This is a genomic window from Nonomuraea sp. NPDC004354 (genome assembly GCF_053602555.1).
In genome coordinates this window covers 1-26,112 of record NZ_JBSGDV010000015.1, presented here as the reverse complement: position 1 = coordinate 26,112, position 26,112 = coordinate 1, and the positions used below count along the sequence as shown (strand labels likewise).

The following is a 26,112-nucleotide window of genomic DNA, read 5'->3' as shown; positions in this document are numbered from 1 at the left end:
GGCCCGTGGGAGGCCGGTGACGCCTGCGAAGCGACGGCTGGAGGCGCGGTGGGGCCGGTGACGCCTCCGAAGAGACGGCTGGAGGCGCGGTGGGGCGGGTGACGCCTGTGAAGAGGGCCGGCGCGCTACGGGAGGCGGGCGACGGCGCCGAGCAGGCCCGGCTTGTCGAAGTCGGCCGCGACGCCGGGCCGCGAGGGGCGCCAGGCGTCGATCGGCACCACACCGGGCTCCAACAGGTCGAGGCCCGTGAAGAGGGCGCCGACCTGCTCGGTCGTGCGGGGCGTGATGGATCCGGGGGTGGCCGAGCGGTACACCGACCGGCCGTTCCTGATCGTCTCGCCCGTCAGGTCGCCCGCGTAGCTGTGCGACAGCGCCAGATGGCTGCCGGAGACCAGCGGGGCGCGCAGCCGGGCGACGATCTCGGCCGCCTCCCTGTCGCCGGGGACGAAGTGGAGGATGGCGAACAGCAGCACGGCCACCGGGCGGCTGAAGTCGATGTGGGCGCGGACCCAGGGATCCTCGAGGATCGAGGCGGGATCGCGCAGGTCCGCCCGCACCACGATCGTCCGCGGGGTCTCGGCGAGCAGCGCCCTGGCGTGCACCAGCACGATCGGATCGTTGTCGACGTAGACGATCCTGGAGTCGGGCGCGGCCTCCAGCGCGACCTCGTGGACGTTCTGCCTGGTCGGCAGCCCGGCGCCGATGTCGATGAACTGCCGCACACCCGCCGCGGCCAGCACGCGCACGACCCTGATGAGGAAGTCGCGGTTGTCGCGGGCGATCCGGGTGATGCTCGGCACGAGCTCGATGATCTTCTCGGCGGCTGCCCTGTCGGCGGGGAAGTTGTCCTTGCCGCCCAGGTAGTAGTCGTACATGCGAGCCACGCTCGGCGTGCTGGGATCGATCACCGCCGGCGGCTGTCCGTCGCGCTCCACGCCCTCGCCCTTCCTCTGTTGCTGAGGATCGTAACGGCACAGCAGCCCCGGAGAGATCAGCTTCAGGGACATTTCCTGATACCGGATGATCGGCCACGGGGCTGATCGCGCGCTACCGGCCGAGCGTCCTGACCGCGGGCACCACCTGACAGCAGCTCACCGGCCCAGCGTCCCGACCGCGGGCACCACCTGACAGCAGCTCACCGGCCCAGCGTCCCGACCGCGGGCGCCACCTGACAGCAGCTCACCGGCCGAGCGCGTCCAGCAGCGTGGTGAGCGTCGGCCCGAGCGGGGCGTCGAGCCGTACCCGGGCGTCCGCGTCGCCCCTCGTCGGGCCCTGGTTGATGATCGCGACGGGGACGGCGTGCTCGACGGCCCGCCGGACGAACCGGTAGCCGGACATCACGGTCAGCGAGGAGCCGAGGACCAGCAGCAGGCCCGCGCTCTCGGTCAGCTCGAAGCAGTCGGCGACGCGCGGTCGCGGCACGTTCTCGCCGAAGAAGATCACGTCCGGCTTGAGCACGCCGCCGCAGGCGGCACAGTCGACGATCGTGAACGAGTCGATGCTGTCGGCGGCGAGCACCGCGTCGCCGTCCGGGTTGATCGTGCCCGTCACGCCGTCGTCCCAGCCGGGGTTGGCAGCGCTCAGCCGTTGGTGAAGCCGCTCGCGCGGGGTGCGCTCGCCGCACGCCAGGCACCGCACGCGGTGGAGGCTGCCGTGCAACTCGACCACCTGGCTCGCGCCCGCGGCCTGGTGCAGGCCGTCGACGTTCTGCGTGATGATGCCGGCGACCAGCCCGCGGGCCTGCAGCGCGGCGACGGCGCGATGACCCGCGTTGGAGGTCGCGTGGGCGATGTGCCGCCAGCCCACGTGGCTGCGGGCCCAGTAGCGCCGGCGGGCGGCGGCGCTGCCGACGAACGTCTGGTAGGTCATCGGCTCGGCCTTGCGCGTCCGTCCCGTCTCGCCGCGGTAGTCGGGGATGCCCGACTCCGTGGACAGTCCCGCTCCGCTCAGGATCACGACGCCGCCGTCGCCGACCAGTTCGACCAGTCTGTCGAAGGAGCGGAGCGCCGACCCGTTCTGCACCACCTGCGTCACGCCTCCATAGTGCCCCACGCCGAGGCGGGCTCCAGCCCCCATCGCCGTCCCGGCTCGGCAAGAGCGGGCCGTACCGGGCCGACGAGAGCGAGTCGGGCCGGGCCGGGGGCGGACCGGGGGGCGGACCGGACGGGCCGCCCTCGCAGGCGCGGGCCGGCGCCGTGCCGCGACGGCACATGCTTCGTGAAAGCATTCCGGGCCGTCGGGCAAACAGGGGTGACCGCCGTTCCTGACCGGATGGAGACCAGTGCGTGAGCCAGACACCGATACCGACGGGACAGTCGGCATGAGCGTTTCAACCCATCTGCGGACCGACTTCGATCGCGTCTTCGACGCGCATTTCGCCGAGATCCACCGCTACATCGCCCGGAGGCTGTCCGTGGACGCCGCCGACGACCTGGCGGCCGAGGTCTTCCTCGTCGCTGTCCGAGGAGGGTACGACTCCTCGCGCGGCGAGGTCAGGCCCTGGCTGTACGGCATCGCCACCAACCTCATCTCCCGGCACCGCCGTACCGAGATCCGCAGGTGGAAGGCGCTCAGCCGGACAGCCGAACGCGAGGCGGAGGACCACGAGGACGCGACGCTGACCCGTGTCGCGGCCGGAGAGCTCACCGGCAGGCTCGCGGGGGCGCTTGCCGGCCTGAACCGCGGAGACAGGGACGTGGTGCTGCTGGTGGCGTTGGGCGGGCTGACCCATCTGGAGGTGGCCGCCGCGCTGGAGATCCCCTACGGCACCGTCGCGTCCCGGCTCAACCGGGCGCGCAAGCAGCTTCGCAAGGCACTGGGCGACATCAACCCGCTGAAGGAGGCGCACGATGGATGAGGTCACGCTGCTCGCCCAGGCGATCCCGGACGTGCCGCAGCCCTCGGCCGAGACCGTGGCCAGGGCTCGGGCGCGGCTGGCAGCTCTCGATGACCCGGTTCGACGGCCCCGCCCGCTCCGGCGCTGGGCCTGGACGGCGGGCGCCGGCGTCACCACCATCGCGGTCGTCACGGCGGTGATCATGCTGGTGTCGCACCTGGGCGGCGTTCCGGAGCCGGCACCGCAGCCCGCGGCCCCTCCGGCCTTCCAGCAGGCACCACGCGTCCACCAGGGCCTGCACCGTCTCGCAGGGGCGAGGATGCCGCAGTCGGCGACGAAGACGACGCTCCGGTTCCGTCCCACGAGCGAGAGGATCGCGATTGTGCTCTTCTGCCAGAAGCCTGGCTCGATCTTCTTCAGCAACGAGGGTGGGAGCAGCGCCGGCGGTACGTGTGGTCCGGACGGCGCGCCCAGCATGCTGGCGGACAAGGCGCACGAGCCGGGCTGGCTCGGCCGCGACCACGAGATCACCTTCTGGGTCTTCCCGCCCGACGCGCCCGTCGTGCGTGGGCGCAAGGCCTGCCCGCCCCAGGGCTCGTGCGACGGCGCGTACGAGCTGTCCGGACCGGAGACGGCCGACCGGCTGGCCGCCGAGCTGGGCAGCCGTCCCGGGGCCTGGTCGGTGGCGGCGTACGACGTCCAGGCCGCGCGGCCGCTCCATGACATCGCCGATCGGGTGGAGAAGCTCCCGGCACGGACGGGCGCCTACTGGCGGCGCACGCTGACCAACGGATCGTTGATCAGGGTGGGCGCGCCGGGGGCCGTCTACAGGCTCAAGGAGGAGGCGAGGTTCGACTGGTGGCAGCCGCGTGACCCCACCGGGCCGCTCATGACGGAGTCACGGCGGCTGTTCACGCGCCCGGCCACCGCGGCCGACGAGAGGGCCTGGCGGGCGGCCGGTTCGCCGGCGGAGGTCGAGCAGGCGTGCATGGGCGGAACCCCCGGCGAGGACTGCGTCCGGCTGAAGCTCAGCTCCGAGCCGTCCGCCTGCGAGTACACCCTCGGGGTCGGCGCGAAGGGCCTGCTGCCCGACCGGCGGTTCGCCGGGCTCACCGTCGCGGAGGTGGAGCGCCTCCCGGCCGACCCGGCACGGCTGCGCGATCGCCTGCGGACGCTCTACGACCGCAGGACCGGTAGGTCCTTCGAGGACGCGCTGCCCATGGCGGCCTCCCTGCTGAACCTTCCGCTCAAGCCGGGCACCAGAGCGGCGCTGCTTCACCTCCTGGCCGATCTGCCGACCACCCGGGTGCGGGGACAGGCCACCGACCCGCTGGGACGCCCCGGGATCAGGGTCTCCTTCTGGGACGGCAAGGGCATGTCCTATCCGGGAGGTGAGGAGGTGCCGACCGAGTTCCAGCAGATCCTCGACCCGGAGACCGGCCGGATCCTCGCGGAGGTGACGGTCCTGCTGGAGGCTCGCGAAGGACTGCCGAAGGGAACGGTGCTGCACTACACGGCGCATGCCCCCGGCGACGGGTGGACCGACGAGCGGCCCGAGGAACCGGCGGACTGCGCCAAGAAGCGGAGGTGACCGGGGGACCTCCCCCGGCGTGGCGTCGTCGGAGAGGGCTCGCATCGGCGTCTCGGCAAACCACGCAAGGACGGGCCCATGTTCGACCCCCTATCGATCTCAGCGACCTGCCCGGCCGGCGGCCCGCCGCCGGCACAGCGCATCCCGCCAGCCGGCAGTAACGGCACCAGCCGTTCCCACTCGACGTTCGTCAGATCGCCACGACCCATATGCCAAAAGTGACAAGACCAGCGCTCACCGTCAGGAGATCTAAGAAGCAGCTTCAAGGCCGTGTATCGAAAGTGGATCAATAGGGTTGGGCCGTGATGGGTGTCGCGCCAGGGCTGAGGAGGTCGCCATGTTGTTCGGGTCGCGGACCGGATTCGGTTTGGAGTTCCACGTCGAACAGGACCCGGGGCTGCTGTGCGTCGACGTCTTCGTCGGAGGGCTCCATGTGAACACGTGGGACAACGCGTTCTATCCGCCACTACTGGTCAAGAAGCTCAAGGACGAGCTCAGCCGCTTTCGCACGTCGACTGCGCCGCCGGTGGGGTTCACCTCGCCGTCTGAGTCCTTCCGCATTGCCGAGAGCTGGATGTACGACGACGCCAGTACCGGGGCCTCACCTGGGGCCGAGGCGGCACTCGCACAGTGTGTGTTCCTGGAGTGGGGTGAGTGCACCGACGCGGTGACAGCGTTCGCGTTCCCTGACGGGGACCGGGTGCACCTCGCCTGTCGGGTACGCGCTGGAGGCGGTCCCGCGTGGGGCACCGAGGCCCGGCGTGAGCCAACGGTGGTGTCGCTGAGCCGGACGTTGCTCGTCGAGACGCTGGAGGGCGGCCTCGTCATCGCCGAACGCGAGTGGTCTGCCCGGCTCGCCGCGATTATGGCCTGCAGTGACACATGTGACGGTGAGGACGTGTCCAGCGTGCGTTCTCCGTAGTACTTCAGCCGTAGATCGTGATCATGTTGGGGCCGCCGTCGGCCGGTTGTTGTGGCTTGCTTGGGAGCGGTCCCGGTGGGAGTGGCTGCGCCGCCGCTTGTCAGGGCGGCCGGAGTCTGTTGGGAGGGGTGCAGGGTGGCGGGGTCGGTTTCGAGGCTGGCGGCGGCAACGCCGGACGATGTGATGCGAGCGCGGGCCGAGACGGCGATGAGCCTTCCAGCTCCGCTGGTGGCACTGTGGAGCGTGAGGAACGGCCTTCACACAGAGTCCGGTGTCGCGGTGTACTCGGCAGGGGACATCGGTGAACGCAACGCCACTTACGAAGTCGCGCAGTATGCACCAGGATTCCTCCTTGTCGGCGATGACAGTGGTGGCCGCGGATTCCTCCTGCGTGCCGATGACCCGGACTCGGCCGTGTTCTCCTCCGGCCTGGGCGACCTGGAGCCTGCGGACTTCGACGTCGTGTCCGCGGACTTCGCGTCCTGGATCGAATCGCTTGGTCCTTCCCCTTCCTGCTGACAAAGGGGTTGATCGACGGCATACGGTTCCGGGTCCGCACCGGCATCCCGTGGCGGGACATGCCTGAGGAGTATGGGCCGTGGGGTCGGGTGTACGACTTGTTCCGGCGCCGGCAGCGGGACGGCACCTTGGCATCGCATTTTCGAGCAGCTTCAGGCCGTGCAGACGCTCAGGATCTGATCACCTGGACAAGGCCGACCAGGCCCGCAACCGCAAGAAACTCGGATCCAGGGGCGGTCGTCCGCCGAAGTTCGATCCGGAGGATTACAAGGCTCGGCAGGCGGTGGAGTGCGGCATCAACCGCCTCAAAAAGCACCGTGCCGTGGCCACCAGATACGACAAGCTCGCGGTCCGCTAGGGCGACCGTCCTCGTAGCGGCCATCAACGAGTGGCTGTGACCGGCACATTCGCTTCGGCCGAGGGCGGGGAAAAGGCTTCGCGATGCGAGTGCACCGGATGGCAGGGTGCAACGCATGGCACCCCAGTACCAGATTCGCGCAGACTACGATGCTGACACGATCGTGGTCTACCAGGCATACGCGCCTGCCATAGCCGACGCAGCACTACGAGCGGGCCGCTTCGTCGCGCCGTTCTCATTCCACAGGATGACATGGATCAAGCCCTCATTCCTGTGGCTCATGCATCGCAGCAACTGGGCCCGCAAACCCGGTCAAGAGCGCGTTCTCGCCGTGCGGATGACCCGGCAGGGCTGGGAGGACGCTCTGTCCCAGGCCGTGCTCACGACCGCGGATCCGGCAGCTGTGACCCAGGCAGCCGTACATGTCCAGTGGGACCCGGAACGCTCGTTGCGCGGAACGGCACTGAACCACTACAGCATCCAGGTCGGCATCGGCCGCAATCTGATCCGCGCATTCACCGACGACTGGATCGTCAGCCTCACCGACCTCACCCCCCAGGTCCGCAAGGCCGCGGTATTGACACAAACCGGGCACGCTGCCAAAGCCCAGCGGCTGTTCCCCGCAGAGCGGGTGTATCCACTGCCACGGCCGCTGGAAAACCTCCTTTCCCCGGGTAGGTGACGGCCGGCCGGCGAGGGACACGTTGCCCGCGCCTGAGACACTACGAGTCCTTTCGCAACAGGCCCTAGCTTGCGAAATGCCACAGATGCCGGTCGGCGGGACCAGCCTTGCCGGCAGTCCAAGACGCCGCCGCCCCGGCCCCCGCCTGCCGGCCGCCCTCCGCCTGACCCACCCGTGCCCGACACCACCCCGGCCCACCGGGACACCTCAGTCGCCGGCCAGCGCGGTGGTGGCGTCGCGGCCGGCGCCGGTGGCGCGGCGCAGGAAGCCGACCAGCAGGTCCAGCTCGGCTTCGGTGTATTCCGCGCAGATCTCGTCCATCGCGTGGTTCATGCCGGAGTAGAGCCGGAACAGCTCCGCGTTACGCTCGGGCAGCGCCTTGATCAGCACGGCGCGGCGATCGGCGGTGTCGCGCTCGCGGGCCACCCACCCCGCCCTCTCCAGCCGGTCCAGGATGCCGGTCAGCGTGGCGGGATGCAGCCCGGCCTGCCGTGCCAAGGCCGTCGGACTGATCGGCCCGCACCTCCCGATGAGGTCGAGGCAGTCAAGATCCACATCCTTCAGCTCCGCCCGCGCGCTCACCTGCCGGTCGAGCAGGGACAGCTGGCCGCGCAGCTCGCGCAGCGCCTCCTTGATCGCCACCATGGCCCGCCTGCGGCGGCGCGCGTCATCCACATGCCCAGATGTGGCGGAACTCATATCATATGACTTTCAAACTAGATGCTATGGTTTCCATACTATACGGCATACGAAAGGATTTGACATGATCCTCGTCACCGGAGCCACAGGCACCATCGGCCGCCCCCTCGTCGACCTGCTCACCGGCGCGAAGGCCAAGGTCCGCGCCGTCACCCGCACCACAGGGCCCACCTCCCTGCCTGCCACGGCCGAGGTGGTGACCGGCGACCCGGCACAACCCGGCACCCTCGCCCGCCACCTCGACGGGGTCACCGCGCTGTTCCTCCACCCGCGGGCCGCGGGCGACGCGGCGACGGAGCTCGTCGCGCTGGCCAAGGAGCACAGGGTGCGGCGCGTGGTGGCACTGTCGGCCATCAACATCGACGAGCCTCTCGACCACCAGCCGTCGCGTTTCCGCGGCGACCGCAACAAGGAGACGGAGGATGCGGCCGTCGCCGGCGGCCTGGAGTGGACGAGCCTGCGCGCGTCGAGCTTCGCGGGCAACGCCCTGACCAGTTGGGGCGGCCAGATCACGGCGGGCGACGTGGTCCGCGGCCCGTACGCAGGCTTCGCCGAGACGCCGATCCACGAGCACGACATCGCGGCGGTGGCGGCCCACGCCCTGCTGACCGACGACCTGGTGAACCGGCGCACGTACCTGACCGGGCCGCAAGCGCTCACCCACACGGACATGGTGGAGATCATCGGCGAGGCCATCGGCAGGCCGCTGACCTACACGGAGATCTCGCCGGAGGCCGCAGCCCAGGGACTGATCGCCCGCGGCCTGCCCGAGCCCTTCGTCACGGCGCTCATGGCACGGTACGCCCGGGACCTGGCCAGGCCGACCCGCCCCACGGGCGACGTGGAGAAGATCCTCGGTCGTCCGGCTCGCACCTTCGCCGCCTGGGCCGAAGAGCACGCATCGGAGTTCGGGGGCTGAAAACCACGGACAGGAATCGCTGATGACCTGCTGCACACCGTGCTCCGTCGCCGCGCCACCGGCGAATCCGTCGAAGCCATCCAGTCGGACCTGATCATCCCCACAGGCAAACGCACGGGCCGCCCGCCCGAGCCTGGCTGGCATCTACCGGGCGCTCGCCGAGCATGAGAAGCAAGCAGGTCGCGCAGATCCGTCTCGGATTCGATCTCCGCGCAGCTCATGTGATCTCCCTTCGGAGTTGACCCCATCTGGTCAGGGGATCAGATCCAACATCTGATGGGGTTCCTCCAGGGCACGGCTGACCTGGTCGCCCCTGACGCCCTTCAGGCCAGGGCCTGGCCGTACTTCCGCGTCCTCGACTGGGACGCGCACACCGCAATGGGAGCAGAACGAGACCTGATCCAGCAGGGTGCCGCATGTCTGGTGGAAGAAGAGCCGGCAGGGGCCGGCCTCTGCCAGGTGCCGCCCACCCCACTGAGCCAGGGCCAGCAGCGGGACCCAGAGCTCGCGGCCCATCGGGGTCAGCACGTACTCCTCGCGCGGCGGAGATTCCTGATAGCGGCGTTTGTCCAGGATGCCGGCCGCGACCAGCGCGGTCAGCCGCTGCGACAGCACCGCCCTCGGGATATCAAGGTGAGCCAGGAAGTCGCCGTAGCGGCGCACGCCGTACATCGCGTCACGGATCACGAGCAACGTCCAACGCTCGCCGACCACTTCCAACGCCTTGGCCAGCGAGCAGTCCTGGCCTTCGTAGTTCTTGCCGAGCGCCATGGGCTCACTTTAGTTCATTGAATGAACCGTGCTAGCGTGCGACCGCATGAGTTCAATGACCGAACCGACATTGCGGCGGGGGACACTCACTGTGGCGTCCATGGCGCCCTTGCTCGTGCTGACCAACTACACGGTGCCGATGGTCACCCTCCCCCAGACCGCACGGGCTCTGGGCGCGGGAGCCACGGGACCGGTATGGATGCTGGGCGGGATCGCCTTGGGGCTGTCGGCGCTCCTGCTGGTATCCGGCGGACTGGCCGACGACCACGGACGCAAGCGGGTGCTGGTGATGGGGACGGCCGTGCTCGCCGCGGCCAGCGTGCTCGCCGCCCTGAGTACGGCGGTGCCGATGTTCGTGGCGGCCAGGGTGGTGCAGGGCGGCGCGAGCGCGGCGATGCTGGCGGCCAGTTTGGGCCTGGTGGGCCACGCCTACCCTTCGGGGGTCGAGCGGGTCTGGGCGACAGGACGCTACGGGGCGATGATCGGGCTCGGCACCGCGGTGGGGCCGCTGGTGTCGGGGCTGCTGGCCGTGGCGGCGAGCTGGCGGATTGTCTACTGGCTGATGGCGGCCTGCGCCCTGGCGCTCACTGTGATCTCGGCGCGCGCGTTGGAGGAGTCACGCTCAGCCGAGCCGCGGCGCTTCGACGTGCCCGGGGTGATCCTGCTCGGTTCGGGGGTGGCCACGCTGCTCGCCGGGGTGACCGAGGGACGGCTCGGCTGGTCGCGCCCGACCGCGCTCGGGGCGATCGCGGCGGCGGTCGCGCTGGTTGCCTGCTTCGTGCGGGTGGAGCGGCGACGTGCGGATCCACTCATCGATCTCGACCTGTTCAAGCGACCACCGTTCCTGGTGGCGACGGGTGGTGCGCTGGTCGTGGGCGCGGCGGTGGTGGGTTTGATGGGCTATCTGCCGACCGTCCTCCAGACCGCGCACGGTCTGACGCCGCTGCACACGGCGCTGCTTCTCTGCCTCTGGTCGGGGTTGTCCTTCGTTTCCGCCCTGCTGACCAAGCGGGTACGGCTGGCCACCCGGTCACGTCTGGCACTCGGCATGGCTCTGACAGCACTGGGGTTCTCCGGGCTGCTCGGCGTGGGGTCGGCGTTCTCCGGTGGCCTCGTGCTGGCCGGGCTCGCGGTCAGCGGGGTCGGGGCCGGCCTGACCAACGCCTCGATCACACAGCTGGCGGTCGAGAGCGTGCCCTCCCACCGGGTTAGCATGGGCTCCGGCGCCAACAACACCGCGCGCTACGTCGGCTCGTCCCTGGGGACCGGCGGCGTGGCGCTGGCCATCGGCGCGTTCGGATGGGGCGCGGGGATGACGGTGGCGGTGGCCACCTGCATCGCGCTGGCCGCCGTGATGGCGGTGGTGGCGCTGCGCAAGACCGGCTGAGGCAGGGCGTCAACAGAGCGCCTGGCCCGAGAGATCCGCACCACTCGCCGGCCTGGAAGCCCGCCATCCGTCTCCGCGACGAACTCGTGGGCCTGCTCGTCGAGTCCGCCGAAGTCCGACTCCTGGCCGGCATCCTCGCCGCGGCTGAAGCGGCGCACCACCTCCGCCGGATCGAGCCCGCGGAAGAAGGCCACGCTGAAGATCACGCCCAGCGGGCCGCCGCCCTCGCTCTCTCGGACACGTTGAGCCACTGGAACGGGGCCAAGGGATCAGTTGCCGTCACGCGGGCCATGCTGGCAGGCCATACCGACAATAGGCCGAGATCGGCAGCCACCCCGAAGAGGGGAGGCAGCCGATTTCGACGGATTGGAGGAGCGTAACGACGCGTGGACGTGATGACGCCCTTCGATTCATGACGTGGAGGCTGGAGCCGTGGATCGCGCACGTGGGAGCGGCAGGTGGAACAGGTGGGGGAGCCGGCTCAGGGCTTGCCGGTCGCCGGAGGCTGAGGCGGCGCCGCTGCTGATCGCTTCATCGAGGCTCGACCTGCTGGCGGCGATGTCGCGGAAAGTCTCCCTGCTGGTCGTGATGATCACGTCAGGGTGCTGGGCCGGGCCGTGCACGGTTTCGATGGTGCCGTCGTCGATGCGGGCGTGGAAGACTTCCTCCTCCACGCGGAACTCGTACAGCGCCCGCAGGCCGGTGGCGGCCTCGGCGTCGAAGCATGCCTTCAGGCCGAGCACCGCCCAGCCGGGGTGGAAGTTCTCCTGGTCGCGGGGTTCGTCCATCGCCCAGGTCTGCCCCCACCGGGCCAGGGCCAGCACCACCGGCTCGAGGCCCTCACCCGCCGGGGTGAGGGCGTAGGCGGGGGTCCGAGCCGGCGGCGGGAGCGTGACCTTGTGGATCAGCCCTTCGCGTTCCAGATACTTCATCCGTGCTGCCAGCAGTCCGGTGCCCAGGCCGCGCAGGCTGTGTTGCAGGTCGCCGAAGCGTTTGGGCCCGGTCAGGAGTTCACGGATCAGCAGCAGCGTCCAGCGCTCACCGACGAGGTCGAGGGTGCGCGCGGTGGCGCAGTACTGGTTGTAGGTGCGCTGTTCCACTTCAATATTCTAATCCTCCAGCTTCTCGTTGTTGAATTGGAACGCCTGGGAGTCGAGGAGGAGCTTGGCCAAGGCCGCGGGATGGGTGAGCATCACGTTGTGCGGGGCGTCCATGGCGATGGTCCGGTACCCGATCGCCGCGGCGAACCGGTCGAAGGGGTAGGCCTGCGGCCGGCAGTAGATGGCCGTGCCGGGGATCTGGTCGACGGCTCCGCTCAGCCGGGTCGCGTCGGTGAAGGTGCGCAGAGGTTGTGGGCGCAGGCGTGGGACGAGCCAGCGCGTGTCGTCGGGGTCGGTGATGCCGTATCTCGCCGGGGGTGGGGCGGGGATGTGACGGCCGTCCGCGCTCGTCCGGGCGGCGGCGCGGATCGCGTTGACGAAGGCGTCGGAGGCCAGGCTGAACATGCTGGCGCCGTCGCCGCCCGCCCAGCCGTCGATCAGGATGACCTGCTTCACCATGTCGGGTCGCAGGTCGGCGGCCTGCCGGACGATCAGGCCCGCGTAGCTGTGTCCGACCAGCACCACGTCGTCAACGGCGGTCGTGGCGCCGTCCAGGCAGGTGAGGACCTCGTCGACGTGGACGTCCAGGCCGACGTCGCCTTCCAGGGTGAGGGAGGGGGTCAGGGTGCGCGCCCCTGCCTGGTGCAGGTGCGGGGTGAGGCGCTCCCAGGCGGAGGGACCGTGCCAGGCGCCGTGTACGAGAACGAAGGTGGTCATGCTGTTCCTTTCTGGCGAAGCAGGGGCAGGACGTGGCCGGCGAAGTTCTCCAGGGCCGCGTGGTGGTCGTCGGCGGCCAGGCGGATCACCACATGGCCAGCGCCGGCCTCGGCGTAGGAGGTGAGCCAGTCGGCGGCCGCGCGGGCCGTACCGGCGAACATGGCTTTGACGGCCTCGACGGCCTCCAGGGGGGCGTTGTAGTAGCGCTCGACGCTCTCGCGCAGGCGCCGGCGCGCCCGCTCGGGGTCCTCATCCAGGCACAGGGTCGCGTACAGGCCGGGAGTGACCGCCCGAGCCGCGCTCTGCTGGATGGCCGCCCGCTCGCGGGCGTAGATCTGGGCCTGGGGCGGGTAGGGCAGCCAGCCGTCGGCGAGGCCGGCCACGCGCCGCAGCGCCGCCTCCGGCCAGCCAGATCGGCGGGCCTGCTGGATGAGCGGGCGCGGGAGCCAGGGTCACAGCGTGAAAGTCGAAGTGCCGGCCGGTGAAGGCGACCTCCTGGCCGCTCCACAGGAGACGCATCGCCTCGATCGATTCCTCCAGTTGGCTGATGCGGCGCTCAAAGGCGACACCGATCGCGGTGAACTGAGCTTCGGTGCCGGGGTTGGGAAATCCGCCGCCCATGCCGACGATCAGGCGCCCGCCGGCGAGCCTGTCCAAGGTGGCGAGTTGGTGCGCCAGCAGGATCGGATGACGGAGCGCGGGCAGCAGTACGGCAGTGCCGAGCGTGATGCGCCGGGTGGCGACGGCTACGGCCGACAACAGGAGCAAGGGGTCGGCGCGGGGCCGGGCGAGAGGACTGTCGCCGGCCCACACGGAGTCGAAACCGAGCGCTTCGGCACGCCGCGCCTGTTCGACCAACTGCTCCAGGTCGTGATCGCCGCGTACGGCTTGATCGCGCGTCGATAACAGGTAGTCGACCTTCAGTGAGGCCATGTGATCCCTCTCGTCGATGACAGCTTCCCGGATCATAACCATTGACTTCCTGTTTTTGAAGTTTATGATTCTTTTTCCAGTAGCAGACGCGCGAAGGAGATCATCATGACGAACGCCCTTTACACCGCACAGGCCCACGTCGTCGGAGGCCGGGCCGACGGTCACGGACGCACCGCCGACGGCAGGCTGGAGGTTGACCTCAGGCAGCCCAAGGAACTGGGCGGGGACGGCGAAGGGGTGAACCCCGAGCAACTGTTCGCCATCGGCTACGCCGCCTGTTTCGCCGCCTCACTTGCCCTGGTGGGCCAGCGCAAGCACCTACGCGCCGACGACGCGGCAATCGACTCGAAGGTCATGCTCATCCCCGCCGGCAACGGCGGCTTCAAGCTGGGCGTCGAACTGGAGATCAGCCTGCCGTCCATCGCCGACCCCACCCAGGCCGTCGACCTGGTCCGGGTGGCGCATCAGGTCTGCCCGTACTCCAATGCCACGCGCGGCAACATCGAAGTGGCGTTGGTCGTCAACGGCACACGGCTGTGACAGATCGCCGCGTGCCGACACCCTCACGAGATGAAGGTCCCCCGGCATGCGGCGTGCACCGGTGGGCTCACTCACTAGTCCCCCACCATGATGGCCACGCGCACCGTACGGGCCACCATCGCATTCACCACAGCAATCGACGCTGACCAGGGGTAACGCACTTCGCGTGCACCTGGTGACAGCTTCGACGCCCTGCCGACAAGGAAGCCCTCGATGTGCCGGCCCTCGAGATCGAGCTCATCGAACCCGCCGACGCATAAGACAGACGCACAAGACAGAGCTGTACCTGATCATCGTGATCGGCCTACGTGGCGGCTGGGGACTTCCCCGACGACGGGCCGCGCGAGATCCTGGCCCTGATCAACCGGGACGCGACCGTCCCCGAGGCGATCCTGAGCGCCGCCGCCACTTCGTCGTAGCCCAGTCCGCCGTACGCGATGAGGAGCACCACGTCGCGCTCCGTCGTCCATGACACGCGCAGTGTGATCACAAAAGCCGTATCCGCTTCCGAGAACGGGGGCTTCCCGGAAACCCGGTGATCTGCGCAGACCTGCCTACCTTGGGGCTGGGGACATGTTCGGGACGAGGAAGCCTAACGGGACGGCCCTCCAGCGCAGCTCAGGCAGGGTTCCACAAATCCGACCACGAATGAGGAGGATCACAACGTCGCGTGAGCGGTGGGTTGCCAGGCGCGACGCACAACGACACTCTGAACTGAAGTCAGAACCACGATGGCCACAACAGACGCAGCCAGGGCTGCGAGGGGGTCACCCATGGAACTTCTGCCGGGCATAGCGGTTGTCATCGCGATCATCTACCTGATCGGCTCGGACGGGGACAGCGAAGAGCATCCCGGCTGGCGAGGGATTCCGAAGCCGAGCTTCGACGACAAGAACCCGCCGTTTGGAGTCGACAGGAAGTCCTGGAAGCGGAGGCAGCGGATGAATGAGCGGATGCATCGGGAGATCAGGAAACAGCCCCCGTACGACCCCTGACCAGGTCGCTAGGGTCTAGGGCCGTGTTTCAGAACCCTGTCGCGCGCGCCGGATTGTCTGTACACGGACCTACGCTCTTCCCCATGCCGATATCCGCCATCCCCGCGTCCCTGTCCTATGCCGATGCCGATGCCCGCCTGGGCGGCGCATTGTCCGCCGTGTTCGAGGGTGCGGGAGCGTCGCCCGGCTACGACGAGGTGCTGTTCTTCGACGGCGACCTCACCCTCGACGGGAATTTCCTGGACGCCATCAACGAACTGCGCGGCGGCGACGCCGAGGGCAACGTCGAGTTGATCGTGGTCACCGGCGATCTGACGGTCAACGGCCCGATCGCGCTCTATGAGGACCGGCCCGGCCTGTACGTCGGCGGTCACACCGAGGCCGAGACCCTGGAAGGCGGCGAAGCGGAGATCTACATCCACGACGGCGCCTTCACCCACCTGGTCTACGGCTGGTACAACCACGGCTCTTTGCGGACCGGGATCGTCGATACCCCTTGGGTGATCGACTACGACCACGCCATGGACGTGTACGCCCCCGGCGGGCGCTGGGTGAACAATTACGACGATGACGACGACGCCGACTTCGCCGTCGGGGACAGCATCGTCGAGGCGTTCGTGCCCGAGGTCGTCGACGCGGAGGACCGCTGCCTGGACGTCGACGAGTTCCTGGACCGGCTGCGGGCCGGGCTGCCGGTCCTGCGGCCAGGAGCCCGGACGGCGGCCGAGTCGGCGAGTGATCACGTGTCCCGGGCTCTGGCCGACCGGGCAGAGCACCTCGACCTGACCGGGCGCAAACTCCAGGCGTTCCCCGCCGAGGTGCTCCAGATGCCGTGGCTGCGCACCCTGATCCTGGACGGCAACCTGATCGACGAGCTGCCCGAGACGCTCGGGACGCTCACCCGGCTGGAGCACCTGTCGGTGCGCGAGTGCGGGCTGACCGCCCTGCCCGAGTCGATCGGCGACCTGGCCGCGCTACGAGTGCTGCGGGTCGCCGGCAACAAGGTCGGGTTCACCCTGCCGGCCGGTGTTGGCCGGCTCACCGCCCTGGAGGAACTCGACATCTCCCGACTGTCCGTCCCCTCCGGCGCGGTGACCTGGCCGAGGGCGAACCCGCCCGAGGTGACGCGGTTCGTCCTGCCGGACACCTTCGGCGGCCTGGTCGCGCTGCGGCAGCTGATCGCCGACGGGACCAACGTCGTGTTCCCCGACTCCGCGCACGGCCTGACCAGCATCGAGGAGGTGTCCATGTCCGGCGGCAGCTACCTGTACCTGCGGACTTTCCCCGAGGCCGTCACCACCTTCCCGAACCTGCGCCGGCTCGACCTGAGCCATAACTTCTTCGACACCGTCCCCGACAGCCTGCTTCGGCTGACCCGGCTCGAAGACCTCGACCTCGGCGGCAGCCTCAGCCTGGTGCGCGACCCGCTGCCGGATCTCGGCCGCCTGCCCGCCCTGCGGGTCCTCGGCCTCAGCGGGTGGCGCACCAGGCACGCTCTCGTCCGCGAGCCGGCGCACATCTTCCTGCGGGAGCTGTTCGGCATGGCGCTGACCGGGCTGGAAGAGCTCCGGATCGACCGGTGGCACGAGGACGGCGAGGGCCGCGAGCTCAAGCCCGAACACCTCGCCGGGATCGGGACGTTCCGCCGACTGCGGACCATCGACCTGTCCTTCAACAAGCTCAGAGACCTGCCGGCCGAGTTCGACGCGCTCCCCGACTTGGCGGCGGTCCACCTCGGATACAACCTGCTCCCCGAAGAGGTCCGCGACCGGATCACCGCCGCGCACCCGACCGCCGAGATCGACTTCGGGTCCTAGGGCGTCTTAAACCCTGTCGTGGTGATCGCGCTATGCCGGGATGATCTCGGTGTGGCGCGAGGGGACTTGAGTGATGCGCAGTGGGGGTGCTGGAGCCGTTGTTGCCGGTGGCAGTGTCGGGACGGCCTGCGTTGTGCCAGCGCAGGCTGATCGACGGGGTCCGGTATCGAGTCCGCACCGGTCTGCCGTGGCGTGACCTGCCGGAGGAGTACGGGCCTCGGCAGACGGTCTACGGGCTGTTCCGGCGCTGGCAGCGCGAGGGCTGATGCCCGCCGGGACGGCGCGGCGCAGAAGGAGCCGCCTGGCGGGGTGCAGGCCGAGCCCGCCGATCACGGTCTGGGGCGGTCCTGTGGCGGGCTGACCAGCAAGATTCACCTTGCGTGTGAGCACGGTCAGCGGCTGCTCGCGCTGGTCGTCGCCGCGGGGCAGCGCGGGGACTCCCGGCAGTTCGTGCCGGTCCTGGAGGCGATCCGGGTGCCCCGACTCGGTGCCGGCAGGCCGCGGTGCCGTCCGGATCGGGTGCGCGCGGACAAGGCGTACTGCTCGAAGGCCAATCGGGCCTACCTGCGCCGACGCGGGATCCGGGCCACGATCCCGGAGCGCCGTGACCAGATCGCCGGGCGCATGCGTCGCGGCAGCTCTGGTGGCCGGCCGCCGGTGTTCGACAAGGAGGACTACAAGCTGCGCCACGCGGTGGAGTGCGGGATCAACCGGCTCAAGCGATACCGCGCCGTTGCCACCAGGTATGACAAGCTCGCCGTCCGATTCGCCGCGGCTGTCACTATCGCCGCGCTGGCCGAGTGGCTGTGATCCCCAGCGGGCGCCTGCCATGCTGGTGGCCGCGCACTGCTTGAACCGCAAGGGATCCCGATGCCCGGCTGTATCGCCGACGCCGAGAACGGCGACAGCACCGCGAGCCCCTCCGAGGACGGGCTGTTCATGATGTTCCAGAAGCTGAACCACACCGACAACAATTTCGTCGTGGTTCAGCCCGACGGTGAAGAACAGGACTGGTTTGCCTCGGTGTCGCTGTTGGACGAAGGCGGCTACGAGGTCGAACTGCGAGACACGCGCTACCGCGAGAGGGAGGGCGCCGGACGGATCAACCCGTCAGGCGAGGAAGAACGCGGCCAGTGTGCGGGCGACCAGTGCGGGGTCGTTCTCCATCGGGATGTGACCGGCCTTGGGCACCCGCACCAGCGTGGTGTTCGGCACCTCATCGGCGAACCGCTGCGCGTAGCCGACCTTCTGGAAGGTGTCGTCCTCGCCCCACACCAGCAGCTTCGGCGCATCGGAGGCGACCAGAGCGGGCATGAGGTCGAAGGTGTAGCGGCTGTCGGCGGCGCCGGCCAGCGCCATCCAGGACCGACCCACTCGCCGATCACGCCACGGGTCGAGATAGTCGGCCATCTCCCCTTCGGAGACAGGCCGCGCCAAGGCTGTGGAAACGGCCACGCGCCGGGCGGCGAGCAACTCCTCCACGGTGGTGGCGGCGACCACGGCAGGATCGCGGTAGCGCGCCACGCCGGGCACCGGCCACGAGTCGTAGCTCACCGAATTGACCAACGCCAGCCGGGGAACCGCCAGCTCGCCGCCGGCCAGCAGCTGCTGGGCGATCGCACCGCCGATGTCATGCCCGGCCACCCCCGCCGGCGCGCCCATGCCCAGCGTCGCAGCGAACCGCGTCACCCAGGCGGCCAGCGCGGGCACGGTGGCCGTCTCCAGCGTCAGTTCCCCTTCCGAGCGGCCCAGTCCGGGGAGGTCGACGGCGACCGGCCGCAACCCGGCCGCGGCCAGGTCGTCGAGCACCGGCAGCCAGACCCGGCTCCAATACGTGCCGTGGAGCAGCAACACCTGCGGGCCGTGCTCGCCCGCCGTCAGATAGCTGGCCATGCGGCCGTCAACTTCGATCATCATGCGTGTGGACATGGCCATAACCATCAGGGAATGGGCCTACACGGGTCAAATACCACTTAGGATATGGCCTCATGACATTGACGCAGCTCCGCGTGCTGATCGCGGTGGCCGAGCACGGCGGATTCACCGCGGCGGCGGACCTGATCGGCATGTCCCAGCCCGCTGTCAGCCGCGCGATCGCCAGCCTCGAACGCGAGCTCGGCGCCCCGCTGTTCGTCCGCCACGCGGACGGCATCGCGCTCACCGAAGCCGGACGGCGGGCCCACCTCCGCGCCCGCGAGGCGCTGCGCCACTTCGACCTGATCCGCGCGGAGGTGGCGGCCGCCGCCGGCGAGGTCACCGGGCCGCTACGCCTGGCCAGCCTGCCGAGCGCCACCGGCACCCTCATCGCCCACCTGCTGCGGGCCTTCACCGATCGCTACCCCCAGGTCCAGGTGCGCCTGTTCGAGGGGGCGGACCACGACGTCCGCGGCTGGCTGCAGGGGGGCGCGGCCGAGGTCGGCGTGGTCACGCTCCCGGCCCCCGGCCTGCACACGATCCCGCTCAGCACCCACGAGATGGTCGCCGTGGTTCCGGCCGGACATCACCTGGCCGGGCAGGAGACCATCCACATCGCCGACCTGACCGGACAGCCGTTCATCCTCACCACGGCAGGCTGCCGCCCACTCATCACCGAAGCGGCACGCCAGGCCGACGCCCAGCTCGACATCGCCTACGAGGCCGGCGGCCAGTCGGCCATCCTCGAAATGGTGGCCGCGGGCCTGGGCGTCAGCATCGTGCCCACGCTCGGCCTGCCCGCCGAGCTCGCAGCAGTCGTGACCAGGCCGCTCGAACCCCGCCTCACCCGGACGCTGGCCCTGGCCGTCCTGTCACCGAGCGACTGCGGGCCTGCCGTACGGGCCTTCCTCGACCTGGCCGGTCACCGCTGATGGGGCGTTCCCGCGACCACCATGATCAGCCCCCGGTGACAGCCGTGCCTCTCCGTCGCCCGTGCCACGTCACCGATGCGGGCATTGGCTCGAGCGGCGTCCAGCAGAGCCCGGTTCCACGTGCTGGAGTCCGTCTTGCCGACGCCGCGCGGTAACGTGCCGAACAGCTCGACGGCCTTGCCGGGGTCGCCGGCGACCATCGCGTTCTCGGTGCGGACGAGGGACGCGGTGAGCGGCCCGAACGAGCGGCCTGCGCTTCGCTTGTGCTCGTGCCCCATGCGGATGCCCGCCATGATGGCGAGGTTGGCGTACTCCTCTGGGTCACGCGCGGCGTTGGCGCGGACGGCCGCGTGCTCACGTCCGGCCAAGCCGCGCGGAATCGCGAAAGGGGGCGGCGGCCCACCTACAACTCACCCTGATGAATCGTGCAAAATGCACATTTATTTGGATGAGACGGAAGGACGGCCTGTGACCCCTCAGCTGAGGCTCGCCAGGACGCTCATCCTGATCTGCCTGGCCGTCCAGTTGGCCGTCAAGGTCAGCCAGCTGGTGCAGGCGTCGCTCCTGAAGGAGCAGGTCGCCCTGGTCCCTGGCCTGCTCATCGTCGTCGCCCTGGAAGCGCTGTTCGTCCCGATCGCGTTCCGCCGGGCGTCGCCCGCCACGGCCCGCTGGAACCTGGTGGCTCAGGCGCTGCTGGCCTCCTCCTTCTACCTGGTCCAGTCACCGTGGACGCCGGTGATGGCCATGCTCGTCGCCTCGCTCCTGCTCACGCTCAAGGCGAGAACGGCCTGGCCGCTGGTGGTCCTGATCCTCGCGGGCGAGTTCTCGGTCAGGGCCGCTTTCTATCCCGAGCTGGGCTCGCTCAGCTACTGGTCGGCGCTGGCGACACTCGGGCCCGGCGTCGGGCTGTACGCCGTCTGCTGGCTCCATGACCTGATCAGGCAGACGGACGCGGCCCGTGCCGAGATCGGCCAGTTGGAGGCGGCCCGCGAACGGCTGCGCGTGGCCCGCGACCTGTGCGACGCGCTGGGCGACAAGCTGTCGGCGCTCGTCCACCGCTTCGACCGCGCCGACCTCGTCGAGGTCGTGGGCGCCGCCCGCCAGGCACTGACCGACGTGCGATCCATCGCCGACGACCACCGGGACCGGACGCTGGCCGCCGAGCTGGAGGCGACGCGCTCCGTGCTCACGGCGGCCGGGGTGGACGCGGAGGTCACCACGCACCGGCCGCGGCTGCCCCTGCCGGTCGACGGCCTGCTGGCCAGGGTGCTGCGCAGGACCATGCTCGCCTGGCTGAGCACCGATCCGCCGGAGCGGGTCCTGGTCGAGCTCGAGGCCGACACACGGTTCGTCGTGCTGCGCGCCGGCCGTACGGGAGGGCGGGCCACCGAGCTCGCCGAACCCAGCGAACCCAATGAACCCAACGAACTAGGTGAGCTCGGCGAGGAAGCGGCCGAGCTGGGCGGCTGCCTCACCTCCGGCGCCGGATGGACGGAGGTTCGCCTGCCCGTGACGCCGGTGAAGGCCGCGGCGTCCGGCCCGCTGGCGGGCGCGCCGTGGCTGGCCTGGTTCACTCTGGTGATCCTCGAGGTGGACACCCTGGGCAGCACCGTGGTCAACATGATCAGGCTCGGGTCGTCCTCGGCTTTCCAGGTCGTGACGGTGGCCGTGTTCCTGCCCGTGGTGAGCGGCCTGCAGCTCTACAACGGCCTGCCCCGCCGTGGCGCCCGGCCGCGCGCCTGGCGCTGGACGCTGGGCGCGCAGATCGTGCTCATGGTCACGGCCATGGCGATCATCGGGCAGCGCGCCGGTTCCTATGTCGGCCTGACCGCGGGCACCACCTTGTTCCTGGTCCGCTCCGCCTGGGCCTGGGCGCTGGGCTTCGGTCCGCTCCTGGGTGGTGTGGCCCTCTGGATAGCCCAGACCGGCGTTCCCCTGTGGGGCGCCGAATACGCCATGGTCATGATCGGCTTCACCGCCATGGCCTACGGGCTGAGCACGCTGCCCCTCGCCGCCTTCCAGCTGGAGGAGGCCCGCCGCGACCTGGCCAGGATGGCCGTGCTCCAGGAACGCCTGCGGGTCGCCCGCGACCTGCACGACCTGCTCGGCTTCCGGCTCTCCGCGATCGTGCTCAAGGGCGAGCTGCTCATCGCGGGCCCGGACTCGGCCGACCCCTCCGAGCTGCGCGAACTCGCCGAGCAGGCGCTGGTGGACGTCCGCTCCATCACCGGCGGCCCCGCGCCGCTCTCCCTGCGGGAGGAGGCGGCGACGGCCCGCTCGATGCTCGCGGCCTCGGGGGTCGAGGTCACGGTGGATCTGCCACCGGTACGGCTGCCGCCCGAGACCGACTCCCTCCTGGCCGTCGTCCTCCGCGAGGCGGTGACCAACGTGGTACGGCATGCGCAGGCCACCTGGTGCGCGATCACCGTGCGCGACGCCGTACGCCTGACCGTCTCCAACAACGGCGCGACCGCTTCCGCCCCGCGGGAGGGTACGGGCCTGGCCAACCTGACCCGGCGCCTGGAGGAGGCGGGCGGGCGCCTGTCGGTGGAGCGGGACGGAGGCCGGTTCACGCTGACCGCCGAGGTGCCCTGCTCAGAGCCAGCCGGCCTCGGTGGCGATGCGGATGGCGTCCACCCGGTTACGCGCGTTGAGCTTGGTCACCGCTGAGGCGAGGTAGTTGCGCACCGTGCCGTACGACAGGTTGAGCAGCCGGGCCACGTCGCGCGGCTCGGAGCCGGACGCGGTCAGCCTGAGCACGTCCAGCTCGCGGTCGGTCAGCGGGCCGGCCGGGACGTCCAGTGCCGCGTACGCGAGCTGCGGGTCGATGACCCGCCCGCCCGCCGCGACGGTGCGCACGGCGGCGACGAGGTCCTGCGGCCTGGAGTCCTTCAGCATGAACCCGGCCACGCCGGCGTTGACCGCCCTGCGCAGGTTGCCCGGCCGCCCCACCCCGGTCAGCACCAGTGACCGGCAGCCGGGCAGCCGCTCGTGCAGCTGGGCCGCCGCGGCGATCCCGTCCAGCCCGGGGAGTTCGATGTCGAGGACGGCCACGTGCGGACGGTGCTCGAGCGCCGCGCCGACGATGCCGTCGCCGGAACCGAGCTCGGCCACGACCTCGATGTCGGCCTCCATCGCGAGCAGCCCGACCAGCGCCTCGCGCAGGATGCGCATGTCCTCGGCCACCAGCACCCTGATCAGTTCCATGCCCACTCCGTCACCCGCTGCTTGACCTGCGAGTGCGTCATCGTATTGGCCCGGCGGCCGGATGTCGGTGCCCGGGTCCGTGTCAGGACCTCACGGCGATCACGTTCCTGCCCCTGGCGTGGCCGGTTTCGGTTTTCCGGGGTCCAGGAAGCGGGCGCCCGGTCCGGGGGCGCGGTAGACGGCTTCCGGTGCCAGACGGGTGTGCCCCGCAGCGCATTCGAGAACGACCCTCACCGGCTCCTCGCAGGCGGTGTCATCGTCGGCGGGTCGGTGCCGGACGATGACCGACGGCCCCTGCGGGTCGGCGAGATACTTGTCGCCCCACTCCAGGAGGGCAACCAGCGTGGGCCGCAGGTCCTGGCCCTGCTCGGTGAGGTGATATTCGAAGCGCTGCCGGTCGCCGGGTTCCTGGTAGGGGACGCGTCGCATCACTCCTGCCGCCACGAGGGTGTCGAGCCGGGTGGCCAGAAGGTTGCTCGCCACGCCGAGGCGGGCCCGGAACTCCCCGAACCGGCGTGCGCCGTCCAGTGCCTCGCGCACGATCAGCAGCGACCAGCGTTCACCCACCATCGCGAGGGCACGGGCCACCGAACAGTTCACGGGGTCGATCCGCTGTGTCTCCACGGGCGGATCGTACCGATCTGAGTTGACAATTTCCACTCAGCCTTCCTAGGCTCCGGGCGCTGAGTTGAAGAAATAAACCGAGGAGGCGGGCCATGCCCATGCTCGACGTGTACATCCCCGACGGTGCGCTCCAGCCCGATGCCGAGGCAGCGCTGCTGAACCACATCACCGAGATCCTGATCCGCCACGAGGGATTCGACCCCGCCGACCCGGTGACCCGGTCCGTCTCCTGGGTCTTCCTGCACCGGCCGGTCGCCGTCTACGTCGGCGGATCGCCCGCGGACGCGCCGCACTACAAGGTCGTCCCGTCTGTCCCTGAGGGGCAGCTCGACGAGAAGACGCGGGCGGGCGTCATCGCGGACGTCACCGAGGCGATCCTGGACGCCGAGAACGGTGCCTGGCCGCGCGATGCCGGCCGGATCTGGGTGTTCCCCACCGAGATCCCTGAGGGCCACTGGGGCGGGTACGGGCAGGTCAGGCCGCTCGCGACGATCCTCGGCCGGCTCACCGACCACGACACCGAGCGGGCCCGCGGGCTCGCCGCCCAGCGCATCGCCGCCAGCCGAGCCGAACACACCCGCCTGCCGGCCTAAGCCGACCTCAGTCCAGGCCGACTCGCCGGTCGCCCATTGCAGCAGCGCTTGTGAGGTCGTGCTCCGTCGCCGGCAGCAGCCGAGAGCACGGTCGACGCCGGCGAGGACCACGTGCGTCGGGAAGGGAGCCGGATGGCCTGCGGCGGCCGGTTCGCGCCCGGATCACGGGACCGGGCAGCAGTGCCGATGCCCGCCCCTACGAGGGCTGTCGTCATCCGAGGCAGGAGCGGACGGCCTTGGCCAGGTTCGCTGCCCGCGGGTCGTCGGGCCGATAGTTCCAGAGGTTCGTCACGTAGGCGAAGCCGACACCGGCGTCGGGGTCGGCGAAGCCGATCGATCCGCCGGAGCCCGGGTGACCGAACGCCCCCGGCCCGGTCAGCGGCATCGGCGGGCAGGCCCGCCAGAACCCGAGCGACATGTAGAAGGAGCGGTCGGCCGGGAGGTTCAGCCCCGGCGGCAGTCCGTGCATCGGCGTCCTGTCGGTCTGGACGACGGTCATCCTCTCGACCGTCGACGGTTCGAGCAGCCGCACCCCATCGACGTCGCTGACCGTGGCGGCATACATCCGCGCCACCGATCGGGCATCCGCGAGCATGTTCGCGGCTGGGAACTCGGCCGCGCGCCAGGCACGCGTGGCGTAGACCTCGGGGTTGGTCAAGGCGCCGCCGAGCTCGCCGGCGCGGGCCTGGACCGAACCCGGAGCCCACACGGCGTTCACCCAGGCGGTGACCGTCTCCGCATCGAGCCCGGTCGTCGCGATCAGCCCGGCCAGCAGCTCCTCCACGCTGAACGGCGCGGCATCGTGGAGCCGGGCCACCCGCTTCTCTTCCTTCTCGGGCAGCCCGATCCAGGCGCTCAGCCCGAGAGGGGCGACCACCTCCTCGGCGAAGAACGTGCCGAGCGACTTGCCGGTGATCCGGCGTACGACCTCCCCGACCAGGAACCCGTACGTGACGCTGTGATACACGTGCTCGGTGCCCGGCTGCCACAGCGGCTTCTGCGCCTCGAGCGCGCGGATGACCGGGTGCCAGGCGCACGCCTGCTCGAACGTCAGCGGCCCGTCGACGATCGGCAGGCCGGCCTGGTGCGACAGTAACCAGCGCACCGGGATCTGCTCCTTGCCGGCGGCGCCGAACTCCGGCCAGTACCGGGCCACCGGGGCGTCCAGATCCAGCTCACCGCGCTGGACGAGCATGTGGGCACAGATGGCGGTGGCACCTTTCGTGGTGGAGGCCACCTGGACGATGGTGTTCCTGCGCCACGGCCGATTCGCCTCGCGATCGGCGAGGCCGCCCCACAGGTTGACCACGGGGCGGCCGCCCACGTAGACGCTGCACGCCGCACCGACCTCGCCAGGGTTTCTGAAGTTCGCGCGGAACACGTCGGCGACCTTTCCCCAGCCGTGCTCGACACCGCGCTCGCCATCGCCACCACCACCGCTCACGGAGGCGTAGGCGCGGCCGGGGAGGGCGGCATGTGCGCCGGCGAGCGCGCCGGCGCCCAGCACGCCCCTCAACACGGTCCGCCGCGCGACGTGTCCCTGTTCGGGTGTCCCGCCTGTTGTGTCTGCCATGCTGGGATTCCTTTCTGGAGAGCTGAAACTCAGAGAGCTGGAGAAGACGTGCGCTCTGATCGACCGGGACGGTCCGCGTAACTGAATCGGCACGGCAAGAGCGAGGTGCGAGGAGCACGAGCGGTTCCTGTCGAAAGGCGACCCGGCCGTCAGCCCCAGGCCATCGTCTGGCTCCGGCTCGCACCGGGTGGTGCCGCTCAGGGGGAGGCCGCCGATGAAGCATGTTCCGCCTGTTCGAGCGCGGCACGACATGGGACAGGGGCTGGTCAGCATCGCGCGAGCGATGGAGGCGGTGAAGCGTCCGGCCCGTACGAACCCTCGCCTGTCGTCAGTTCGTGGTCACGCGTCCCAGGTGACAGGCAGGCTCTTGACCCCGTAGATGTCGGCGGTCTCCGGGCGCAGGGCGACCTCGTCGGCCGGTACGGCCAGGCGCAGCGTGGGGAAGCGGTTGACCAGCGCGGGGAAGGCGACCCGCATCTCGAC

Annotated in this window: 26 protein-coding genes and 4 pseudogenes; 15 read left to right on the top strand and 15 right to left on the bottom strand. The window is 70.1% G+C overall.

The features are described 5' to 3' along the window. Window positions 1-125 precede the first annotated feature (125 nt). Both ACWENQ_RS32430 and ACWENQ_RS32425 read right to left on the bottom strand, forming a co-directional pair. Window positions 126-1,007, bottom strand: a complete 882-nt coding sequence (locus ACWENQ_RS32430) for an SAM-dependent methyltransferase (protein ID WP_452417610.1) — start codon at window positions 1,005-1,007, stop codon at window positions 126-128. A gap of 172 nt (window positions 1,008-1,179) precedes the next feature. Continuing rightward, complete coding sequence (locus ACWENQ_RS32425; protein ID WP_452417608.1) at window positions 1,180-2,034, bottom strand: NAD-dependent protein deacetylase; 855 nt, start codon at window positions 2,032-2,034, stop codon at window positions 1,180-1,182. A gap of 286 nt (window positions 2,035-2,320) precedes the next feature. On the opposite strand from ACWENQ_RS32425, the gene ACWENQ_RS32420 reads away from it, so the two are divergent. The 6 genes and pseudogenes from ACWENQ_RS32420 (at window position 2,321) to ACWENQ_RS32395 (ending at window position 6,908) form a co-directional block, all read left to right on the top strand. Further along, window positions 2,321-2,857, top strand: a complete 537-nt coding sequence (locus tag ACWENQ_RS32420; RefSeq protein WP_452417607.1) for an RNA polymerase sigma factor — start codon at window positions 2,321-2,323, stop codon at window positions 2,855-2,857. Beyond that, on the top strand, window positions 2,850-4,427 hold the full coding sequence (locus ACWENQ_RS32415) for a hypothetical protein (protein ID WP_452417605.1): 1,578 nt from the start codon (window positions 2,850-2,852) through the stop codon (window positions 4,425-4,427). Before ACWENQ_RS32420 ends, ACWENQ_RS32415 begins: the two co-directional genes overlap by 8 nt. Window positions 4,428-4,764: 337 nt before the next feature. Then, complete coding sequence (locus ACWENQ_RS32410; RefSeq protein WP_452417604.1) at window positions 4,765-5,349, top strand: hypothetical protein; 585 nt, start codon at window positions 4,765-4,767, stop codon at window positions 5,347-5,349. Window positions 5,350-5,484: 135 nt separating this feature from the next. Next, complete coding sequence (locus ACWENQ_RS32405; protein WP_452417602.1) at window positions 5,485-5,868, top strand: hypothetical protein; 384 nt, start codon at window positions 5,485-5,487, stop codon at window positions 5,866-5,868. An 8-nt stretch (window positions 5,869-5,876) separates the two neighbouring features. Next, window positions 5,877-5,990: pseudogene (locus tag ACWENQ_RS32400) on the top strand (transposase); the annotation flags it as partial. A gap of 351 nt (window positions 5,991-6,341) precedes the next feature. Then, complete coding sequence (locus ACWENQ_RS32395; RefSeq protein ID WP_452417600.1) at window positions 6,342-6,908, top strand: DUF4291 domain-containing protein; 567 nt, start codon at window positions 6,342-6,344, stop codon at window positions 6,906-6,908. 207 nt (window positions 6,909-7,115) lie between these two features. Here ACWENQ_RS32395 and ACWENQ_RS32390 read toward each other — a convergent pair whose 3' ends face one another. Beyond that, window positions 7,116-7,583, bottom strand: coding sequence for a MarR family transcriptional regulator (locus tag ACWENQ_RS32390; RefSeq protein WP_452417599.1), 468 nt, complete (start codon window positions 7,581-7,583; stop codon window positions 7,116-7,118). A gap of 88 nt (window positions 7,584-7,671) precedes the next feature. On the opposite strand from ACWENQ_RS32390, the gene ACWENQ_RS32385 reads away from it, so the two are divergent. Further along, window positions 7,672-8,526: an NAD(P)H-binding protein gene (locus tag ACWENQ_RS32385; protein WP_452417597.1), complete on the top strand. Its 855-nt coding sequence runs from the start codon at window positions 7,672-7,674 to the stop codon at window positions 8,524-8,526. A 252-nt stretch (window positions 8,527-8,778) separates the two neighbouring features. On the opposite strand, the gene ACWENQ_RS32380 is transcribed toward ACWENQ_RS32385, so the two are convergent. Further along, window positions 8,779-9,297, bottom strand: a complete 519-nt coding sequence (locus ACWENQ_RS32380; protein WP_354912842.1) for a winged helix-turn-helix transcriptional regulator — start codon at window positions 9,295-9,297, stop codon at window positions 8,779-8,781. Window positions 9,298-9,397: 100 nt separating this feature from the next. Between ACWENQ_RS32380 and ACWENQ_RS32375 the strand changes: the two genes are divergently transcribed. Then, window positions 9,398-10,684: an MFS transporter gene (locus ACWENQ_RS32375; RefSeq protein ID WP_452417595.1), complete on the top strand. Its 1,287-nt coding sequence runs from the start codon at window positions 9,398-9,400 to the stop codon at window positions 10,682-10,684. Window positions 10,685-11,094: 410 nt separating this feature from the next. Here the strand turns inward: ACWENQ_RS32375 and ACWENQ_RS32370 are convergent, their stop codons facing one another. The 4 genes and pseudogenes from ACWENQ_RS32370 to ACWENQ_RS32355 form a co-directional block, all read right to left on the bottom strand. Next, window positions 11,095-11,784: a winged helix-turn-helix transcriptional regulator gene (locus ACWENQ_RS32370; RefSeq protein WP_452417594.1), complete on the bottom strand. Its 690-nt coding sequence runs from the start codon at window positions 11,782-11,784 to the stop codon at window positions 11,095-11,097. A 9-nt stretch (window positions 11,785-11,793) separates the two neighbouring features. Beyond that, window positions 11,794-12,501 (bottom strand): alpha/beta fold hydrolase, encoded by a 708-nt coding sequence (locus ACWENQ_RS32365; RefSeq protein ID WP_452417592.1) that lies wholly within the window; start codon window positions 12,499-12,501, stop codon window positions 11,794-11,796. Then, a complete protein-coding gene (locus tag ACWENQ_RS32360) occupies window positions 12,498-12,884 on the bottom strand; it encodes a hypothetical protein (RefSeq protein WP_452417590.1) in 387 nt (128 codons plus the stop codon). Before ACWENQ_RS32360 ends, ACWENQ_RS32365 begins: the two co-directional genes overlap by 4 nt. A 61-nt stretch (window positions 12,885-12,945) precedes the next feature. Then, window positions 12,946-13,434: pseudogene (locus tag ACWENQ_RS32355) on the bottom strand (LLM class flavin-dependent oxidoreductase); the annotation flags it as partial. Between the two features lie 105 nt (window positions 13,435-13,539). On the opposite strand from ACWENQ_RS32355, the gene ACWENQ_RS32350 reads away from it, so the two are divergent. Then, window positions 13,540-13,974 (top strand): organic hydroperoxide resistance protein, encoded by a 435-nt coding sequence (locus ACWENQ_RS32350; protein ID WP_452417588.1) that lies wholly within the window; start codon window positions 13,540-13,542, stop codon window positions 13,972-13,974. 304 nt (window positions 13,975-14,278) lie between these two features. Here the strand turns inward: ACWENQ_RS32350 and ACWENQ_RS32345 are convergent, their stop codons facing one another. Continuing rightward, window positions 14,279-14,449: a sigma factor-like helix-turn-helix DNA-binding protein gene (locus ACWENQ_RS32345; protein WP_452417586.1), complete on the bottom strand. Its 171-nt coding sequence runs from the start codon at window positions 14,447-14,449 to the stop codon at window positions 14,279-14,281. Between the two features lie 298 nt (window positions 14,450-14,747). On the opposite strand from ACWENQ_RS32345, the gene ACWENQ_RS32340 reads away from it, so the two are divergent. The 3 genes and pseudogenes from ACWENQ_RS32340 (at window position 14,748) to ACWENQ_RS32330 (ending at window position 17,596) form a co-directional block, all read left to right on the top strand. Beyond that, window positions 14,748-14,969: a hypothetical protein gene (locus tag ACWENQ_RS32340; RefSeq protein ID WP_452417584.1), complete on the top strand. Its 222-nt coding sequence runs from the start codon at window positions 14,748-14,750 to the stop codon at window positions 14,967-14,969. An 83-nt stretch (window positions 14,970-15,052) separates the two neighbouring features. Then, entirely contained in the window at window positions 15,053-16,786 is a 1,734-nt protein-coding gene (locus ACWENQ_RS32335; protein ID WP_452417582.1) for a leucine-rich repeat domain-containing protein, read from the top strand. A 51-nt stretch (window positions 16,787-16,837) separates the two neighbouring features. Further along, window positions 16,838-17,596: pseudogene (locus ACWENQ_RS32330) on the top strand (IS5 family transposase). Window positions 17,597-17,896: 300 nt separating this feature from the next. Here ACWENQ_RS32330 and ACWENQ_RS32325 read toward each other — a convergent pair. Next, window positions 17,897-18,715, bottom strand: coding sequence for an alpha/beta fold hydrolase (locus ACWENQ_RS32325; protein ID WP_449928279.1), 819 nt, complete (start codon window positions 18,713-18,715; stop codon window positions 17,897-17,899). Window positions 18,716-18,774: 59 nt separating this feature from the next. Here ACWENQ_RS32325 and ACWENQ_RS32320 point away from each other — a divergent pair, with 59 nt between their 5' ends. Then, window positions 18,775-19,632, top strand: coding sequence for a LysR family transcriptional regulator (locus ACWENQ_RS32320; RefSeq protein ID WP_452417580.1), 858 nt, complete (start codon window positions 18,775-18,777; stop codon window positions 19,630-19,632). On the opposite strand, the gene ACWENQ_RS32315 is transcribed toward ACWENQ_RS32320, so the two are convergent. Then, window positions 19,623-20,000, bottom strand: a complete 378-nt coding sequence (locus ACWENQ_RS32315) for a hypothetical protein (protein WP_452417579.1) — start codon at window positions 19,998-20,000, stop codon at window positions 19,623-19,625. The genes ACWENQ_RS32320 and ACWENQ_RS32315 overlap by 10 nt on opposite strands. A 100-nt stretch (window positions 20,001-20,100) precedes the next feature. Here ACWENQ_RS32315 and ACWENQ_RS32310 point away from each other — a divergent pair, with 100 nt between their 5' ends. Continuing rightward, window positions 20,101-22,302 (top strand): histidine kinase, encoded by a 2,202-nt coding sequence (locus tag ACWENQ_RS32310; RefSeq protein WP_452417577.1) that lies wholly within the window; start codon window positions 20,101-20,103, stop codon window positions 22,300-22,302. Here ACWENQ_RS32310 and ACWENQ_RS32305 read toward each other — a convergent pair. Further along, the gene (locus ACWENQ_RS32305) at window positions 22,228-22,833 is read right to left on the bottom strand and encodes a response regulator transcription factor (protein WP_449928300.1); all 606 of its coding nucleotides are present in this window, start codon (window positions 22,831-22,833) and stop codon (window positions 22,228-22,230) included. The genes ACWENQ_RS32310 and ACWENQ_RS32305 overlap by 75 nt on opposite strands. Before the next feature lie 105 nt (window positions 22,834-22,938). Continuing rightward, complete coding sequence (locus ACWENQ_RS32300) at window positions 22,939-23,463, bottom strand: winged helix-turn-helix transcriptional regulator (protein WP_449928287.1); 525 nt, start codon at window positions 23,461-23,463, stop codon at window positions 22,939-22,941. Between the two features lie 92 nt (window positions 23,464-23,555). Between ACWENQ_RS32300 and ACWENQ_RS32295 the strand changes: the two genes are divergently transcribed. Beyond that, window positions 23,556-24,056 (top strand): hypothetical protein, encoded by a 501-nt coding sequence (locus ACWENQ_RS32295; RefSeq protein ID WP_449928289.1) that lies wholly within the window; start codon window positions 23,556-23,558, stop codon window positions 24,054-24,056. Between the two features lie 211 nt (window positions 24,057-24,267). Here the strand turns inward: ACWENQ_RS32295 and ACWENQ_RS32290 are convergent, their stop codons facing one another. Together ACWENQ_RS32290 and ACWENQ_RS32285 are read right to left on the bottom strand one after the other, a co-directional pair. Beyond that, on the bottom strand, window positions 24,268-25,629 hold the full coding sequence (locus ACWENQ_RS32290) for a serine hydrolase domain-containing protein (protein ID WP_452417576.1): 1,362 nt from the start codon (window positions 25,627-25,629) through the stop codon (window positions 24,268-24,270). A 339-nt stretch (window positions 25,630-25,968) separates the two neighbouring features. Next, window positions 25,969-26,112, bottom strand: a pseudogene (locus ACWENQ_RS32285) (cytochrome P450); the annotation flags it as partial.